Source organism: Pseudoduganella sp. LjRoot289 (genome assembly GCF_964252925.1).
Taxonomy (GTDB): domain Bacteria; phylum Pseudomonadota; class Gammaproteobacteria; order Burkholderiales; family Burkholderiaceae_D; genus Rugamonas.
On the sequence record NZ_CAXUPN020000001.1, the window covers coordinates 2,392,645 to 2,410,609 of the forward strand.

12 protein-coding genes are annotated in these 17,965 nt (G+C 63.7%); 3 read left to right on the forward strand and 9 right to left on the reverse strand.

The genetic code is table 11. The features are described from left to right. Window positions 1-171: 171 nt before the first annotated feature. The 3 genes from ACSQ8Y_RS10100 to ACSQ8Y_RS10110 all read left to right on the forward strand — a co-directional run bounded on the left by ACSQ8Y_RS10100 (window position 172) and on the right by ACSQ8Y_RS10110 (window position 7,680). Window positions 172-531, forward strand: coding sequence for a hypothetical protein (locus tag ACSQ8Y_RS10100; RefSeq protein WP_436266321.1), 360 nt, complete (start codon window positions 172-174; stop codon window positions 529-531). A 219-nt stretch (window positions 532-750) separates the two neighbouring features. Then, window positions 751-6,408 (forward strand): discoidin domain-containing protein, encoded by a 5,658-nt coding sequence (locus tag ACSQ8Y_RS10105; RefSeq protein ID WP_436266322.1) that lies wholly within the window; start codon window positions 751-753, stop codon window positions 6,406-6,408. A gap of 222 nt (window positions 6,409-6,630) precedes the next feature. Continuing rightward, entirely contained in the window at window positions 6,631-7,680 is a 1,050-nt protein-coding gene (locus tag ACSQ8Y_RS10110; protein WP_436266323.1) for a diguanylate cyclase, read from the forward strand. A gap of 32 nt (window positions 7,681-7,712) precedes the next feature. Here the strand turns inward: ACSQ8Y_RS10110 and ACSQ8Y_RS10115 are convergent, their stop codons facing one another. The 9 genes from ACSQ8Y_RS10115 to ACSQ8Y_RS10155 form a co-directional block, all read right to left on the reverse strand. Beyond that, entirely contained in the window at window positions 7,713-8,627 is a 915-nt protein-coding gene (locus ACSQ8Y_RS10115) for a GntR family transcriptional regulator (protein WP_436266324.1), read from the reverse strand. 255 nt (window positions 8,628-8,882) lie between these two features. After that, window positions 8,883-10,016, reverse strand: a complete 1,134-nt coding sequence (gene lldD / locus ACSQ8Y_RS10120) for an FMN-dependent L-lactate dehydrogenase LldD (RefSeq protein WP_436266325.1) — start codon at window positions 10,014-10,016, stop codon at window positions 8,883-8,885. Between the two features lie 175 nt (window positions 10,017-10,191). Next, window positions 10,192-11,937: an alpha-L-fucosidase gene (locus ACSQ8Y_RS10125; RefSeq protein ID WP_436266326.1), complete on the reverse strand. Its 1,746-nt coding sequence runs from the start codon at window positions 11,935-11,937 to the stop codon at window positions 10,192-10,194. Window positions 11,938-12,206: 269 nt separating this feature from the next. Next, the gene (locus ACSQ8Y_RS10130; protein WP_436266327.1) at window positions 12,207-12,971 is read right to left on the reverse strand and encodes an SDR family NAD(P)-dependent oxidoreductase; all 765 of its coding nucleotides are present in this window, start codon (window positions 12,969-12,971) and stop codon (window positions 12,207-12,209) included. Then, window positions 12,964-14,286: an L-fucose:H+ symporter permease gene (gene fucP, locus ACSQ8Y_RS10135; protein ID WP_436266328.1), complete on the reverse strand. Its 1,323-nt coding sequence runs from the start codon at window positions 14,284-14,286 to the stop codon at window positions 12,964-12,966. The genes ACSQ8Y_RS10130 and fucP overlap by 8 nt, the downstream gene beginning before the upstream one ends. A gap of 107 nt (window positions 14,287-14,393) precedes the next feature. Further along, window positions 14,394-15,260, reverse strand: a complete 867-nt coding sequence (locus ACSQ8Y_RS10140) for a fumarylacetoacetate hydrolase family protein (protein ID WP_436266329.1) — start codon at window positions 15,258-15,260, stop codon at window positions 14,394-14,396. A gap of 13 nt (window positions 15,261-15,273) precedes the next feature. Beyond that, a complete protein-coding gene (locus ACSQ8Y_RS10145; RefSeq protein WP_436266330.1) occupies window positions 15,274-16,314 on the reverse strand; it encodes an aldo/keto reductase in 1,041 nt (346 codons plus the stop codon). Between the two features lies 1 nt (window position 16,315). Next, entirely contained in the window at window positions 16,316-17,536 is a 1,221-nt protein-coding gene (locus tag ACSQ8Y_RS10150; RefSeq protein ID WP_436266331.1) for a UxaA family hydrolase, read from the reverse strand. Next, window positions 17,536-17,871 (reverse strand): UxaA family hydrolase, encoded by a 336-nt coding sequence (locus ACSQ8Y_RS10155; RefSeq protein ID WP_436266332.1) that lies wholly within the window; start codon window positions 17,869-17,871, stop codon window positions 17,536-17,538. Before ACSQ8Y_RS10155 ends, ACSQ8Y_RS10150 begins: the two co-directional genes overlap by 1 nt. Window positions 17,872-17,965: the final 94 nt, after the last annotated feature.

Sequence of the window (17,965 nt, forward strand, 5' to 3'; positions counted from 1 at the left end):
GAAGGCTGTGGAACTCGCAAGCTACCGGGGGGCCATCGTTTTGTCAATGGCGAGACGGACGGCAGGCGCAACGACGGTCGCACGATGCCCGCAGAGATCACGTCTTGAAATTTAGCAATAGTAGAAGGGCTTCCAATTGACAAACCGGCGGCTAGCGAGAATGATCAAGACATGGGCGCCGCTACCGAAAAAGACTACATGGACGCGAAACTGGAAACCATCAATACCAGGATGGAAGGACGGTTTTCGGCCCACGAAGCGGCGGTGGATTCCAAATTTTCGGCACTGCGGTCCGACATGCATAAAGGCTTTGCCGACATGACAAAATGGATCGTCGGCACCGTGGTCGGCGTCGCCGCCGTCTCCGTGACGACCATGACCTTCGTTCTCAATAACGCAACGCCCAAAGGGCCATTGCCCTCACCGGCTCCCATTGTGATCTACGCTACGCCGCCGGCTTCGGCTGCCGCACCGGCGGCGACCGCCCCGCCCGCGAACCATCCCCCAGTTTCACAGCAAGAAAAACACTAAGGGTGCCCAACGTTCTCCGCACTCCGGGGGCAATGTTGTTATCGATCCCATATGACATCGATATCACTGAAGATCTTGTTGCTCAAAATTCCCAGTGAGCATATATTCTCCTGACAAAAGCTTGCAAAGGCGCCCGGCATCAGGGTTTGCCGCCATTCTGAAATTTTTTTGCATGCCTATGTTATCGATAACAATTATTATACGCAAAACGGGAGCAACATGGAGTCATCCAAGTACGGCAATGCGCGCACGCGCAGTGTGGCGTCACTATTCTTCGCGGCAATGGTGGGCATGGCCCTGCTGTCGCCCCCGGCCGCCGTGGCCGCCGACACGATATTGACGCTGGCCACCAGTTACCAGCCGACCATCCAGGAGACGACGGACGCGGCCGGCTTCAAGCATCCCGGCGTCGGCCTGACCAAGCCCATCCTGGAAAACCTGCGGACCCAGATACGGGCGCAGAAGGAACCCTGGAATACCAATTTCAACAACATGCTGCTCTCGTCCGCGGCGTCGAAGACTGTCACCTCGAGCAACCGGGGCAGCGACCCGACCAAGCCGGCCAGCTACGCGTTCAACAGCCAGAGCTTCAACGGGCGCTTCATCTCGGATGGCCAGAAAGCCTTTACCCAGGCCATCCTGTACTACATTACCGGCGACGAGACCTACCGCGCCAACGCCCTCGCCATCCTGCGCATCTGGGAGCAGATGGACCCGGCGCAGTACACCTACTTCAACGACGCGCACATCCATACCGGCATACCCATGTACCGCATGGTCACGGCGGCCGAACTGCTGCGCAGTACCAGCTACCAGACGGCGACCCTGCAATGGACCGACGCCGATACCACCAGCTTGACCAACAACCTGATCGTCCCGGCCACCGAGACCTTCAATTACAGCAACTCGCACTTCATGAACCAGCACCTGTATCCGCTGCTCGGTTCCATGGCGGGCTACATCTTTACAGGCAACCGTGCACGCTACAACGAGGCCGTGGAATGGTTTACCGTCAACGCCACGGCGGTAGACCAGGGAAAGAACGGCGCCATCAAACGCCTGCTGCGGCTGGTGGACACCAATGACCTGACCGGCGAAGCCGTCAGCCCGCCGGTGGTGCAGCTGGTGGAAATGGGCCGAGACCAGGCGCACAGCTCGGGCGACGTCACCAATATGGACATCCTCGCGCGCACGCTGATGGCGCAGGGCACCAAGGTCGATCCGGTCAACGGCACGCCCTCCACCGCCGCCAACGCCGTCGGTCCCTACGAATTCCTGAGCGACCGCATCCTGGACGCGGCCGACTACTGGGGCCGCTACATGCTCGGCTACGACACCCCATGGGTGCCCACCGCCGCCTACTCGAACGCGGACGGCACGCCCAACATCGTGTACAAGGCGCTCTCCAGCGGTTATCGCGGCCGCCTGACGATGAACACCTGGGGTTCGTATTACTACTACAAGTACACGCGCGGTTTCGATATGGACCAGCGCGCGCCCTACTTCACCGAGGCCTACCGGAGGCGCAATTTCTACAACTGGGACAGCGTCGATGGCGGCGGCGAGTTCTGGTTCTACATCCCGGCGGCAGCCGAAGCCGAAGGGTCGCAATTCCTGGTCCGGCCCATCGTCGAACCGCTGCGTGAATTTGAAGACCGCTTCACCGCGCTTGACAGCAACTCGGTCGCGATGAGCGACGCGACGGCAAAATACGCCCGCGTCACCGCCACGGCCGCCGGCAGCAAGATCGCGCTGACCAGCTACGCCAATTCCAGCAAAAACATCGCATTCCACGTCCGGACCAATGGCGTGGCCACCCTGCTGGCCTTCGGCGACAGCATCGAGGTGCCCGACACCAAGGGCCAGTGGCGCTATGTGACCTATACGCTCAACGAATACCAGGGGATCGGCGACATGTTCTTCATCACCGTCACCGGATCGGGCGCCACGGTGGACCTGGACTACATCAACCTGAAGCCGGACACATTGACGGCCCCGGTCTTCAACGAGGGCGACGCGGACGTCGGCCTGTTCACCTACGCCGCTTCCACCAGCACGATCACGCGCAGCTTCGCCGCCACCGACGCCAACGCTGGCGACGTCGTGAGCTACCAGATCGACAATATGCCGGCGGGCGCCACCTTCAACACCAGCACCGGCGCCTTCTCGTGGAAGCCCACCGCGGCCGGCACCTACACCTTCGCCGTCACGGCCACCGACGGCAGCACGGTCAAGACCAAGCTGGTGAAGGTCGTCGTGACCGCCGACCGCCAGTCGGCGATTGCCGCCGCCAACGCTGGCGTCCAGGCCGGCGTCGCCTACACCAGCGCGACGCTGACCGCCTACAACACCGCCTACGCCGACGTTGCGGCCGCCGTCAGCGGCGCCACCGACGACGTATTCGCCGTCAAACTGACGGCCCTCGGCAACGCGGTCGCCGGCCTGCAACTGCTCACGCCGCTGATCGCAGACGGCAGCATGGATTATTCCAAAATGCTGGCCACCTCCACCTTCGGCACCAGCGTGCCGAACGCGCTGGACAGTTCGCCCGACACCTTCGTCGTCTACACCCAGGCCGTGAACCTGGCCCACACCCTCGATTTCGGCGTCGGCTACAAGGTCTCGGCCAGCGCATTCCAGATACAGGTGCGCGCCAGCTTCCCGGTGCGCATCGGCGGCGTTGCGATGTTCGGCTCCAACGACAGTGAAACCTGGACCCGTTTGACGCCCGGCCTGACCGAAGCCATCGAGGACATGCAGACGCTGGCGGTGCAGGACGACCTCAAGGAAAAGCGCTTCCGCTTCATCCGCATCCAGATGGTCCAGCCCAGCAGCCAGCTGCTGGAGCTGTCGGAGTTCCGGATAGTCGGCGCCAGGCACGAAGCCGTCAACCAGCTGTCGGCCGTCACGATCAGCTCGGACCAGAGCGTGAAGAAGCGCGTTGTGCCGGGCGATACCGTGAAGCTGGCCATCACCGCCACCGCCCCCATCAGCAACGTACGCCTCACGCTGCTGGGCCAGCCGGTCACCGTGACCAGCACCGACAACCTGAACTGGACGGCGAGCGCTATCGCACCGGCCGTCACCGGCACCGCCAACGTCAAGTTTGTGCTCGACTACAAGACGTCCGCCGGCTTCGATGCCGACACCACTTACTTCAGCACCGACGGCAGCACGCTGTTCATCTCCGACCAGAGCAGCCTCATCGGCAACGTGCTGGACATCACGACCCAGAGCGATTCGAATGGGAGGACCGCGGCCGACGTGAAGACAGTGGCGAACCTGCTGTTCGACGCCAATATCGGCACATCCACCGACTTCCGCCTCAACGGCAGCGGCTCGGGCGGCTATCTGACCTTCGACTTCAAGGACGACGGCAGCGCCACCTTGTCGCGCGTGGAATTGCTCGCCCGCCAGGACCAGCCGGGCCGCGCCGCCGGCACCGTGGTGCAGGGTTCGAACGACAACGCCAGCTGGACCACGCTGTCGGGTGCCGCCGTCTCGTCGACCGAATGGCAGCAACTGACGACCAGCAACGCCCAGCCTTACCGCTACATCCGGATCTATAACGGCGGCGCCTGGTACGGCAACATGTCCGAGCTGCGGGTGCACGGCGTGGCGCGGTCCAGCAAGATCGCGGCAGTGTCGATCAGCTCGACGCAGGCGCTGCGCAACCGCATCGTGCCCGGCAATGCCGTCAAACTGAGCTTCACCGCCAAGGAAGTGGTGAACACGGTGAGCGCCACCATCCTGGGCCAGGCCGCCACCGTGGTTACCTCGGACAACATCAACTTCACCGCCACTGCCACCATGCCGCAAGGCGTGACGCCAGGCACGGTGACCTTCGCCATCAACTACAAGCTGGCAAGCGGCATGAACGGCGTCGCCAGCACCGCGACCACCGACAGCACATCGTTGTATCTGGCCGACGAATCCGACGTGATCGGCAACGTCGGCGCCATCGCCACGCTGATCGATTCTTCCGTCAACCGCACGGCGGCCGACACGCTGGCGCAGGTCAACACCCTGTTCGACAGCTCGCTGGCCAGCGTTTCCGATTTCCGCACCGGCACAACCAACTCGGGCACCGGCGCCTACATCACCTTCGACTTCAAGCAGGACGGCACGGCCGCGCTGTCGGGTGTGGACCTGCTGGGCCGCCAGGACCAGTACTACACCCGCACCGCCGGCACCGTGGTGCAAGGCTCCAGCGACAACATCAACTGGACCACCATTTCGGGCGCCGCAGCCTCCTCGGCCGAGTGGCAGCAGATGGCGATCGGCTCCCAGCCTTACCGCTATATCCGCATTTACAATAGCGGCACATGGTTCGGCAATATCGCCGAGCTGCGCATGCGCGGCGTGGCGCAGTCCAACAGGCTCGCCACCGTGTCGATCAGTTCAACGCAGGCAATGCGCAACCGCATCGTGCCGGGCAACACGGTCAAACTGAGCTTCACGGCCAAGGAAGCGCTCAACACCGTCAGCGCCACCATCCAGGGCCAGGTCGCCACCGTTGCCACGTCGGACAACATCAACTTCACTGCCACCGCCATCGTGCCCCAGGGTGCGACACTGGGTACGGTGACCTTCGCGATCAAGTACAAACTGGCGAGCGGCATGAATGGCGTCGCCAGCACCGCGACCACCGACAGCACCACGCTGTATCTGGTCGATGAATCCGATGTGATCCGCAACCTGCCCGCCATCGCCACGCTGATCGATTCCACCGTCAACCGGACTGCGGCGACCACGCTGGCGACGGTGAACGCCCTGTTCGACGGCGTGATGGGCAGCGTCTCCGACTTCCGCACCGGCACCAACAACGTCGGCACCGGCGCCTACATCACCTTCGATTTCAAGGCGGACGGCAGCGCCACGCTGACAGGCGTCGACCTGCTGGGCCGCCAGGACCAGTACTACACCCGCATCGCCGGCACCGTGGTGCAGGGCTCCAACGACAACGCCACATGGACCACGATTTCCGGCGCCGCAGCCTCGTCGGCCGAGTGGCAGCTGCTGGCCATCAGTCCGGTCCAGGCCTACCGCTACATCCGCATCTACAACGGCGGCAGCTGGTACGGCAACATCGCCGAGCTGCGCCTGCGCGGCGTGGCCCAGGCCAACAAGATCGCCACCGTCTCGATCAGCTCGCCGCAAGCGCTGCGCAATCGCATCGTGCCAGGCAATTCAGTGCAGCTGAGCTTCACGACCAAGGAAGCGGTGAACAGCGTCAGTGCCACGATCCAGGGCCAGGCGGCCACCGTGGCCACGTCGGACAATATCAACTTCACCGCCACCGCGACCTTGCCCCAAGGCGTAGCGGCCGGCGCCGTGACGTTCGCCGTCAACTACAAGTCGCAAGGCGGCGCCAGCGGTTATGCAGTCACCGCCACCACCGACAGCACCGCGCTCTACCTGGTCGACGAAGCGGACGTGATCCGCAACCTGACCACCATCGCGACCCTGATCGACTCGAGCTATAACCGCGCGCCAGCGACCACTGTCGCCCAGGTCAACAGCCTGGTCGACGGCAATCTGGGGACGTTCTCGGACTTCCGCATCGGCACCAACAATGCCGGCAACGGGGCCTATATCACGTTCGACTTCACGGGCAACGAAGTCATACTGAGCAGTGTGGAACTGGCCGCGCGCCAGGACAATTACTATACGCGCGCCAGCGGCGTGGTGATCCAGGGCTCGAACAACAATAGCACCTGGACCACGCTGACCTCCCCGGCGGCGTCGACCATGGATTGGCAAACCCTGCCGGTCGCCGGCGGCGTGCCATACCGCTACATCCGCGTCTACAACTGGGCGGCCTGGTATGGCAACGTGTCGGAACTGCGCTTCCATGGCGTGGTCCAGCCCAACTGAAGCTGGCGCCAGGTCCGGCCGGGGTGCGCCCCGGCTTCCCTGTCGCGCATCGTTTGCAGCAGCGTCTTGACCATCGGTGCCGCAAGGCAGCTTCTCCCCGTCTGGTCAAGACGCGCAAGCTGAATGCCGTGCCGGCCGCCGGCTCATCACTTGTTCCTAAAAACAACCAATTACATTGACGTAACTTTTAGACTTGGGCCATCGCATCAGTTGAGACGTGCCATGGCAAACAACGCGGCTGTTCCCGACCACAAGACAAACAGATCGCGCGGCGGACGAGCTTACTGGGAAATGCAGCGGCGCTGCGTCTTGATAGCCGGCTCAGTCAACGTACTGATGCTGATCGTATTTTCCTATGTCGGCCTCCGCACGCTCGCCCTGCTCAGCCTGGCCAGCATGGCCGCGTACGCGCTGGCCTACGTCTGCCTGAAACAACGCCGCAATCTGCTTGCCACCTCGCTCATGTGGAGCGAAGTGATACTCCACGCCGGCTTCGGCTTTCTGCTGGCCGGACCGGACAGCGCGTCCCAGTACTACTTTCTGTTGTTTTTTCCGGCAACTTTCCTGAGCGCTCCGCCCAGGAAGGCCATGCTGCCGGCAAGCTGCATCCTGGCCATCTATCTGGGACTCGACGCCTATGTGTATGCCGCCGGCACCATAGAGCGGGTATCGGCTGCCAACCTGGCCATCATGCGCTATTTCAATATCGCGGTCTTCGTCGGCATGCTCAGCTATCTGGCGGCTTATTACCGCAACCGGGTCGTCCAGTCCGAGAAGCAATTGCGGATATGGGCCACTTCCGATCCCCTGACGGGACTGGCCAACCGGCGCTCCATGGATGCGACCATCGTGGAACTGGAGCGGGCACGCTCGTTCGACGTGGCGGTGATCATGGCTGATATCGATCATTTCAAATCCATCAACGACCGCTACGGCCACAACGGGGGCGACATCGTGCTGCGCAGGGTGGCGCAAGCCATCGCCGGCTGCACCCGGGACAGTGACTATGTCGCGCGCTGGGGCGGCGAGGAGTTCCTGATCATCCTGCCGGTGGGGCCGGCCAGTCGGGTCGCGGAGATGGCCGAACGTATCCGGCGCCACATCGAAAGCATGCGCTTCGACGAACTGGGCGGTGACGGGGCGCCGCTGACGGTAACCGTCACGCTGGGCGTCGCCCAACGGCACGCAAACGAAGCGCTGCAGGCAACCATCCGCAAGGCCGACGAGCGCCTGTATGACGGCAAGCGACTGGGGCGAAACCGGGTCTGCTGACGCTATCGAGTCAACTGACGCTGGCGGCAGGATCAGCCGGCGTGCGCCCTGCTTTCCCTGTTGCTGATCGCCTGCAGCAGCGTTGTGCGCGACGAAGCCAGGTGGGTGCGCATGGCCTCGCGTGCGCCTGCGGCATCGCGCCGCGCCAGCGCCCGCAGGATGGCCAGGTGCTCCTGCACCGCGAACTGGTTGCGCGTCATCTCCTCCCGCTTGTCCCACTGGTAGTGGTAGTGGAACACCAGGGAGACGATGTCGTAGAAGCCCTCGGCGAAGCGGTTGTGGAGCAAGCCGATCAAGAACGTATGGAAGTCGCGGTCGAGCGCAGGGAAATCCTGGTGCCGCGCCGGCATCACGGAACCGAGCTGCTCGTGCCGGGAAATCAGGTCGGCCAGCGTGGCGAAGGCCGGATCGTCCGGCGGCAGCGCCGCCAGGTGTTCGACGGCGGCGAATTCGAACATCTGCCGCACATCCGCCAGTTCCATCGCAAAGGTGCGGTCGAAGGCGCACAGGCGCCAGCCGCCGCGCGGCTTCTTCTCGATCAGGCCGAAGCGGGAGAAGCCGATCAGGAACTCGCGCACGCTGATGGTGCTGGCGCCGGCCGCGCGCGCCAGTTCCGCCTCCGAGAACTCGGTCCCCGGCGGCATGTCCTTCTGGTAGATGCGCTCCATCAGCACTTGCTGGATGCGGTCGGCGCCCGTTTGCAGTTCGGCCACGTCGAAATAGTCGCCGGGCTGCGGCTTGCGCAGCAGGCGGCGCTCCTTCAAACCGCTGATCAGGCCGCGCTCGTGGAAATAGACGATCGAACTGCGGATCGCCGTGCGGCTGCCCTCCCCCAGTTCGGCCATCCGGGCTTCAGTCGGCAAGACCTCGCCAACCGGCACATAGGCGGCGATATGCTGCAGCAGCAGATTGGTACTGCGCTTGAAGATGGTAGGTGATCTGGCCATACAGTCCGAAGGATGCCGTGAAAACTGCAGAAGTATTGCAGGCAAGGCATTCTACAGAATTTTCGCCCGCCCCGATTGTATACCGCGAGTTCAAAATATATCAAATACATTCTGACAATCGACGATCAGTGTCGCCGCCGTGCGTGAAGGGCAAGCTGGCCTGTCGACCGGCTTGCCCGATTTGTCTTTGGGACACCGACAATATCAACGGAATGCGCGGCGGCCCGCGCCCGAGACCTGCCGCCATGGACGACGTCAGCCGGCCAGGAGATGCGGGCCGATGTCGCGGACCGACTTCGCCCCGGTCAGCACCATGGTCGTGCGTATCTCTTTTTCCATGATGGCCAGCAGGCGTTCCACGCCCGCCTGGCCTTGCGCGGCCAGCGCATAGACGAAGGCGCGGCCCAGCAGGACACCGTCGGCACCCAGGGCCAGCATGCGGAACACGTCGGTTCCGGTGCGCACGCCGCCATCGGCGAATATCGTCATCTGCCCTTTCACAGCGTCGGCAATCGCCCTCAAGGCGCAGGCGGTGGACAGCGCGCCGTCCAGCTGGCGTCCGCCGTGGTTGGAGACCACGATGCCGTCCGCGCCAAAGGCCAGCGCGGCGCGGGCATCGTCGGCTTCCAGTATGCCCTTGATGATCATGGGGCCATCCCACTCGTCGCGTATCCACTGCAGGTCTTGCCAGCCGATGTCGGGATCGAAATTGGCACCCAGCCAGCCTATATAGTCTTCGAGGCCCGTCGCATGGCCGCGATAGGCTGAAATATTGCCCAGGTCATGGGGACGCCCGCGCAGGCCGACATCCATGGCCCAGCGCGGATGCAGCATGGCTTGCACCATGCGGCGCAGCGCGGCATTCGCCCCGCTCATGCCGCTGTGGGCATCGCGGTAGCGCGCGCCGGGCACTGGCATATCGACTGTAAATACCAGGGCTGCGGCGCCCAGCGCCTTCGCCCGCTGCAGTACGTCGCGCATGAAACCGCGGTCCTTCAGCACGTACAGCTGGAACCAGATCGGCTTGTCGGCCTGCCCTGCGACCTCCGCTAGCGAACAAACCGATACCGTCGACTGTATGAAAGGAATATTACGCGTGCACGCTGCGCGCGCCGCCTGCACCTCGCCTCGGCGCGCATACATGCCGGTCAGCCCGACCGGCGCCAGGGCAAGCGGCAAGTCATACTTGACGCCGAACCATTCGGCAGCGAGGTCCAGCTCCGAACTCCCTTTCAGCACCCGCTGGCGCAAGGCTACCTCCTGCAGGCTGTCGACATTGGCCTTTAGCGTCTGCTCGCTGCCCGCGCCCCCATCCAGGTAGTGGAACAGAAACGGCGGCAATTTGCGGCGCGCCGCCTCACGGAAATCGGTTGCGGATGAAATGATCATGGCATTGCTTTACCCGTCTAATTGTTATTCACCCGGCAGGCCTGTCGGCACGATCGCGAAACTGCCGCTCGCTGGTGCCGGTTCGCTGCGGTATTTTACGTGCGCCAGGCCTTCGGCGCAGCCGCAGAACGACTTCTTCGTCGCTTTTTTTTCGAAAAAGCAGACAACGTGCGGCTCACCGGATGTTGAAGGCGACCGCAGTGGCGAATGGCATAGCCGACGGCACGGTGATAACCAGGGCATCGGCTTCCTGCTTCCAATGCAGGGGCGCGCCCTGGTGTCCGAGCAGCGAGACGGAACTGACCGGCTTGCCGAGCAGATTTGCGCTGGCGCCCAGCGAACTGATACGGATCTCGCTGCCCGCCGCCGGAACCGCCATGCTGAATGCATACAGCGTACCGTCCTTGCCTGACGTGAAGCGGAAATCCTTGGGGCCGAACTGGAACTCGGCCTGCCTCTTGTTGATCGAGCCGCCGGGCAAGGTACGCAGTTTGCCGTTCTCGCCTTCACCGAGCACACGCCAGGCCTTGCTGCCATAGATGCCTTCGCCGTTGATACGCATCCAGGCGCCGATCTCTTTCAGCATGCGGGCGCTTCCATCGTCGAGGGATCCGTCCGGCAGAGGCGAAATGCAAATGGCGGCATTGCCGTCGCGCGCCACTTGCTCGAGGATGTAGTGGATCACCGCACCCGAGTCATAGCTGAAACCAGGCCCGTAATACCAGTCGCCCACCGGCGTTTCCGCTATCCATGGCTGGTCGGACTTGATGCCGGCCGGGATGGTCCCCTCTTCCGTGTTCACGGTGCCGTTGGTGGTCGGCCGGAATTTGATGATGCTGAAGGTGTCGACCTTGCCGCGTTTTTTCAGGGTCTGGTTATAGAAATCGGCGATCACGCGCTGGGTGGCATCGGCCTTGATGCCGGTGCCGGTGTGGCTGCCGCTGAAAGGCTGGGCCCCGGTGCCATCGGTATAGATGAAGTCCGGCTCGTAGTGTTCGACCACGTCCATGATGCGGCGCGCCCATTGCGTGGCGTACCACGTGGCATAGGCAGTGTGGCGGCCGAACACGCCGGCCGGCGGCGGACTCCAGGGAGAGTGGGCCGCCGCGTTGACGCCCTTGTATTCGCGCAGGTCGGCGTTGTACAGCAGACGCGGGTCCAGCCCCTCCCACCATTTTCCTTTGCCGTCGGCGAGGGTGAGATTGCCGTCGTAGGGAACGCCCGCCAGTTCGCCTTGGGTGTCGCTGCCGAACGCGGTCTGCCACCACCACCAGGAATACTCATGGTGGAACGCCACGCCGTAGCGCATGCCGGCCGCCTTGGCCGCCTGGGACCACTCGCCCACAAAGTCGCGCCTGGCGCCCATGCGGGTCGAATTCCAGGGATGATGACGCGAATTCCACAGATCGAAATTATCGTGATGCACGCCCTGGACGATCAGGAAGCGCGCACCGGCGTCCTTATAGATTGCGGTCAGCTTGGCCGGGTCGAGCTTGCGAGGATTCCAGTCGCGCAGCACCTCCTTGTATCCTTCCACCGACGGATGGCCATTGTTCTTGAGATGGTTGTTGTAGGCGGGCGTGCCGGGAACGTACATCTTGCGCGCATACCAGTCCCCGCTCATACCCGCCGCCTGTGGACCGAAATGCACCCAGATGCCGAATTTGGCGTCGCGCAGCCACGATGGCGTGCCCGGATATTGCTTCTCGATCGACTCCCAGGTCGGCTCGAACGGGCCGGGCGTGATCGCCAAATCGAGCTTCACTTCCGACGCGGAGTTCACATCCCCCATGGGCACACTGTCGATCGGCAGGCGCGGCGGCAGCGGCGGAACCTCGGCTTGTGCGCCAACGCTGACGGCGAGCAGGCCATATGCTGCGAGTAATCGCAGGGCTGTTGGTATGTACTTCAATTTAAACATCTTGCTATGCTCCGGTAGATTGTGCTCGCACGCCGATCACGGCGCACAGCGTTTTGCGTGAAGTGTCCACATGTTTTCGCATGACACGCAACGCTTGTAAAGATGGTTGGCGCTCTTGAACCGCTTACCTCTGATTTTTTTGGTATTTTAAATTTAAAATACCAATTTACTCAAAAAATAAGCACGGCTGATGCGTGCTGGATTGCCGCGGCGGGGAGCCCTCCGGACTAGGAGGGCAATCTTCTTGTCGTATTTGTTGTCGCTGCGCATCAAGAATTCAGTGTGATAAACCCGCCATCGATAGGGTAATCGCTACCGGTGATGAAAGCCGCTTCGTCGCTGCACAGATACAGCGCCAGCGCGGCCACCTCGTCCGGCCGCGCCATCCTGCCGATCGGCTGCGTTTTCGACAAGCGCTCGAACATCTCGGCTTCCCTGCCCGGGTATTGCTTGGCGATGAAACCGTCGACGAAAGGCGTATGCACGCGGCCAGGTGAAATCGAATTGCAGCGGATCTTGTCCTGCAAATAATCCTTCGCCACCGACAAGGTCATGGCCATCACGGCACCCTTGGCGGTCGAATAGGCGAAACGGTCGGCGACCGCGACCCACGATGCCACCGACGCCATATTGATCACCACGCCGCCGCCGTTCTCCCGCAGACGCGGAATGGCGGCGTGCAGGCAGTTGTAGACCCCTTTCACGTTGACGCCGATGACGCGGTCGAAGTCCTGCTCCGATGTGGTGTCCGCCTTGCCAATGTGCGCAATGCCGGCATTGTTGATCAGGATATCCAGCGCGCCGATGGCTGCGAACGTTGCGTGCACCGTGTCTTGCCGCGTCACGTCGCAGGCGTGGGCGACCACTTGCCCGCCCGCCGCGCGGATTTCAGCGACCGCCTCCTCGCAGGCTGCCTCGCTGATGTCGACGATGTGGACAGCCGCTCCCTGTTGCGCGAACAGGCTGGCGATGGCCCTGCCGATGCCGCTGCCGCCGCCGGTGACGACGGCCTTCTTTTGCTTCAGTTCAAACATGCTTCAATGCTCCAGTAGATGTGTTGGCTGCCGGCGCGCGCTGCTCCTGCTCCGCCGCCCGCGCGGCCCACGCGATCACGACGAAACAGAACAGCGGCGCGGCGTAGCCGAATTGAAGGTTGTGGGTCGCGTCGCTGATATAGCCGAACAACAGCGGCAGCACGGCGCCGCCCACGATGCTCATGACGATCAGGCTGCTGCCCATCTCCGTGTCCGGGCCGGCGTCACGGATGCCGAGCGCGAAGATGGTGGGGAACATGATGGACATGAAGAACGCGATGCCGATCACCGCAGCGAGGCTGGCCGCACCACCGGCAAACATCGCGACGCCGGACAAGGCCGTGCAGATCACCGCATAGATGAACAACAGGCGCGCCGACGCGATATATTTCATCAGGAAGGTACCGGCAAAGCGTCCGGTGACAAAGGCCAGTCCGCAGCCCCAGCCCAGGTAGTCCGCCGCCGCGATCTGCGACAGCCCAGCAGCGTGCGACGCATACAGGATGAAGAAGCTGAACACGCACACCTGCGCCCCGACATAGAAGAACTGGGCGATCGCCGCGCGGCGGATGGCCGGCTGGCGCCAGGCCCGCGCAAGCGCCTCCCCAACCGGCGTGGCGGACGGCGCTTGCCTGGCGCCCGCCCCTGCCCCAGCCGCGCCGACCTCGGGCAGTTTGAGGAAATAGAAGATCCCTGCGATGACCGCGATCACCAGCGCTACCGCCAGATACGGCCCCTTCACGCTGGCCGCTTCAGCCGCCAGCGTCGCCTGCCGTATGGTTTCGGGCATGGCCTGCAGTTGCGCATCGCTGGCGCCGTCCACCAGGATCAAACGGGCGCCGACGATGGGCGCCAGCGTCGCGGCCAGGCCGTTGAACGACTGGGCCAGGTTGAGGCGCTGGATGGCACGGTCCGGCCTGCCCAGCAGCGCGATGTAGGGATTGGCCGCCGTTTCCAGCACCGTCAGTCCGCAGGCGATGATGAACAGCGCGCCCAGGAAGAAGGCGTAGCGCTGCGTATCTGCGGCCGGAATGAACAGCAGCGCGCCGATGGCGAACAGCGCCAGGCCGGAGATCATCGTGCGCTTGTAGCCCGCCTTGCGGATCAGCAGGCCGGCCGGCAGCGCCATCAGGAAGTAGGCAATGAAGACTGCCGAATCCACCAGCGCGGATTGCAGCACGCTCAGGCTGAACGAGCGCCGCAGGTGGGGAATGAGAATAGGATCGAGATTATGGACGAAGCCCCACATGAAAAACAGCGAGGTGATCATCACAAAGGCAAACGCGTAGGATTGCCGGCTGGTTGGTTCGTTCATGGCCCTGGTGTCTCCAAGTCAGGCACTCTTTAACGGTGCCTTGTGGTTTTTTTTGGGGTGGCGGCATGCGCTAGTCAGCCGCCGGTCCGCCGTAGATCAGCCGTCGGTCAACCGTCGATCAGCTCCGGATTCCATGCGTGGACGGTCTGGTTTTGCTGGCCCAGGCCGGCGATGCCCAGCGCCATGCGGTCGCCCGCGCGCAGGTACACCGGCTCCGGCTTCTGGCCCAGGCCCACGCCCGGCGGCGTGCCGGTGCTGATCACGTCGCCCGGATTGAGCGTCATGAAGCGGCTGATATAGCTCACCAGCTGCGCCACCGTAAACACCATGGTACGCGTATTGCCGCTCTGGTAGCGCTTGCCATTCACTTCCAGCCACATGTCCAGGTTCTGCGGGTCGGGCACTTCGTCGGCGGTCACCAGCCAAGGGCCGACCGGGCCGAAGGTGTCGCAGCCCTTGCCCTTGTCCCACTGGCCGCCGCGTTCAAGCTGGTACTCGCGCTCGGACAGGTCGTTCACCACGCAATAGCCGGCCACGTAATCGAGCGCGCTATCCTCATCCACGTAGCGGGCACGCGTGCCGATCACCACGCCCAGTTCCACTTCCCAGTCGCTCTTGACCGAATCCCGCGGCATCACGACCGCATCGTTGCAGCCGATGATGGCGCTGGTAGCCTTCGTAAACAGGACCGGCTCCGACGGCACGGCCATGCCCGATTCGGCCGCATGGTCCGAATAGTTGAGGCCAACGCAGATCATCTTGCCGATGTCGGCCACGATGGGGGCCATGCGTACAGGCCCTTCCACGGCGGGCAGACCGGCGGGATCGATGGAAGCCAGCTTGTCCAGCGCGGCGCGGCCGAGGTGGGCCGAGGTCAGGTCCGGCAACACGCCGGACAGGTCGCGCAACACGCCATTCGCATCGAACAGGCCTGGTTTTTCGTTGCCCTTCGGGCCGTAGCGCAGCAATTTCATGTCGTTCCTTCTTTTATCGGGTCAAAAAATTTAAGTGTTTTAGCGCGGCGCCAGGGGTCGGCGCCTGGCTATCTATCAGGCCGCGCCGCCGCAATTCGTCCCACAGGGCGGCCGGCAGCGGCTGCGCGAACCAGGCTGCGTTCTGGCGCAGCTGCTCGGGACTTTGCGCACCGGCGACGCAGGACACCACCGCGGGATGGGCCATCGGGAACTGCAGGGCGGCGGCTTGTATCGGCGCATCGTACTCGCGGCAGACCGCCTCGATGGCCTCGACGCGGGCGACGATGTCCGCCGGCGCGTCTTCATAATTGAATTTCCTGGTGCCGGCCAGGATGCCGGAATTGAACGGCCCGCCAATCACGATGCCGATGCCGCGCAAGGCGCAGCGGTCCAGCAGCGGTTCGCGCGCAGCCTGTTCCAGCAAGGTATAGCGCCCCGCCAGCAAGGCGCAATCGATATCGCACGCGTCGATCGCCTCGGCCACGATTTCCCATTCGTTGACGCCCAAGCCGATGGCGCCCACGCTGCCTTCGTCGCGCAACTGCGTCAGCGCGCGGAAGCCGCCCCCCTGCGTCAGCTGCTCCCAGTAGTGCTGGTGCAGCGCGCCATGGGTGACGCTGCCGATGTCGTGCACATACAGGATGTCGACGCGATCCATGGCCAGGCGCCGCAGGCTCTCTTCGTGCGAACGCTTGATGCCGTCGTAGCTATAGTCGAAGTGCGGGCTGAACGGCAGGGGCTGGGCCCAGCCGTTGGTACCGGGCCGCACGTCGGCGTCCGGCAGCATCAGACGCCCCGCCTTGGTGCTGACCGCATAGCTGCCGCGCGCGCGCCCGCGCAGCGCCGCGCCCAGGCGGCGCTCGGACAGCGTATGGCCGTAATATGGCGCGGTGTCGAAATAGCGGATGCCCAGCTCCCACGCGGCATCGACGATGGCGCCCGCTTCGTCCTCGCTCATCGCCACATACAGGCCGCCAAGCTGGGCGCAGCCCAGGCCCAGGCTGCTGAGCGCGATGCCGCCGCGCGGCAGCGTGCGCAGGTCGTTCGCGCGCATGTCAGGCCGCCTTCAAGGGGAAGCATCCGGGGCCGGTGGCCTCGAATTGCTTGTACGTGAGGATGAACTCCTGGTGGCCCAGCGCTTCCGAGCAGCTTTGCTCGCCGTTGGCCACGCGCGCCACCAGGTCCACGATCTCGCTGCCGACCTCCTGCAGCGTCGCCTCGCCGCTGAGGATGCGGCCCGCGTTCACGTCCATGTCCTCGGACAGGCGCTGGTAGGTCGCCGGGTTGGCGCAGACCTTGATCACGGGGGAAATCGCGGAGCCGACCACGGAGCCGCGCCCGGTGGTAAACAACGTCACGTGGGCGCCGCAGGCGATCAGTTCCACGATCTCCGCATTGTCCGAGATGTTCGGGAAGCCGAACCGCACTTCGCCGTCGGGCACCACGTCCAGCAGATACAGGCCGCCGGCTTGCGGCTGGTCGCCCGGCTTCAGGATGCCGCTGATCGGCGAAGCGCCGCTCTTTGCGTACGCGCCCAGCGATTTTTCTTCCAGCGTCGTCAAACCGCCGTCGGCATTGCCCGGCGCGAAGCTGCCATGGCCGAGCACCGTGTAGTAGCGGGCCGCCTTGTCCACGCAGGCCACGATGGCGTCGCCCAGTTCCGGCGTGGCGGCGCGCCGCTTCATGTGGAATTCACAGCCGACCAGTTCACCCGTCTCTTCGAAGATGCAGGCCGCGCCGGCCGCGACCAGCTGGTCGAAAGCCACGCCGACGGCCGGGTTGGCGGTGATGCCGCTGGTGCTGTCCGACCCGCCGCAAATGGTGGCCACCACCAGTTCGTGCGCCGCCATCGGCACGCGCTGCTGCGGCGCCAGCGATTCCAGCGCCCAGCGCACCCATTCCACGCCGTCCGCCACGCTGGTGCGGGTGCCGCTGTTGTTCTGGATGGTGATGGTGTGGACCGGCCGGCCGGCGGCGGCGGCCTCGTCTTCCAGGCCGACGCGGTTGAAGCTTTCACAGCCGAGCGAGATGATCAGCGCCGCGCCCACGTTGGGGTGCGTGACCAGGCGCCGCATCATCTTGTCGGCGTAATCGTTCGGGTAGCAGCCCGGGAAGCCGATCAGGTGTACTTCCTGTCCCGGGAAAGCGTTGACGATCAGGCGCGCCACATGGTGCGCGCATTCTACCGTGTAGGCAACGACGACGATATTGCGGATGCCCTTGCGGCCGTCGGGCCGCAGGTAGCCCGACAGTGCGGGCATGGAGGTGGTGCTCATCAATGGGTGCTCCCGATGAAGGAATGGGCGTCCTCGCCCAGTGTATAGGTAGGAATATAATCGCTGACGAGGTTGTGCGTGTGCAGCATTGCGCCGATTGCCACCTCGGTGGTGACGGTGCCGATCAAGGCGCCGTAGCGCAGGACCTTGTCGCCGGGGCGCAACGCGTGGCGGGCGACCTTGTAGCCCAGCGGTATGGCTTCAGGCAAGATGGTGGCGGCGCCGTCTATGGTCACCGTCTCGCCCGCCGCCAGCGTCGTGCGGGCGATCAGGCAATTGTCTTCGGGCGACATCAACAACAGGCGTGGCGCGTCGGGCGCCGGGGTGCTAGGCATGGGGAGTCCTTCGGGCTAAAAGCAGCGTTGTACATAATTTATATAGTACCACAGTGCTTTTAGTTTGTTCCGTAAATATGCAGAACAATCACCT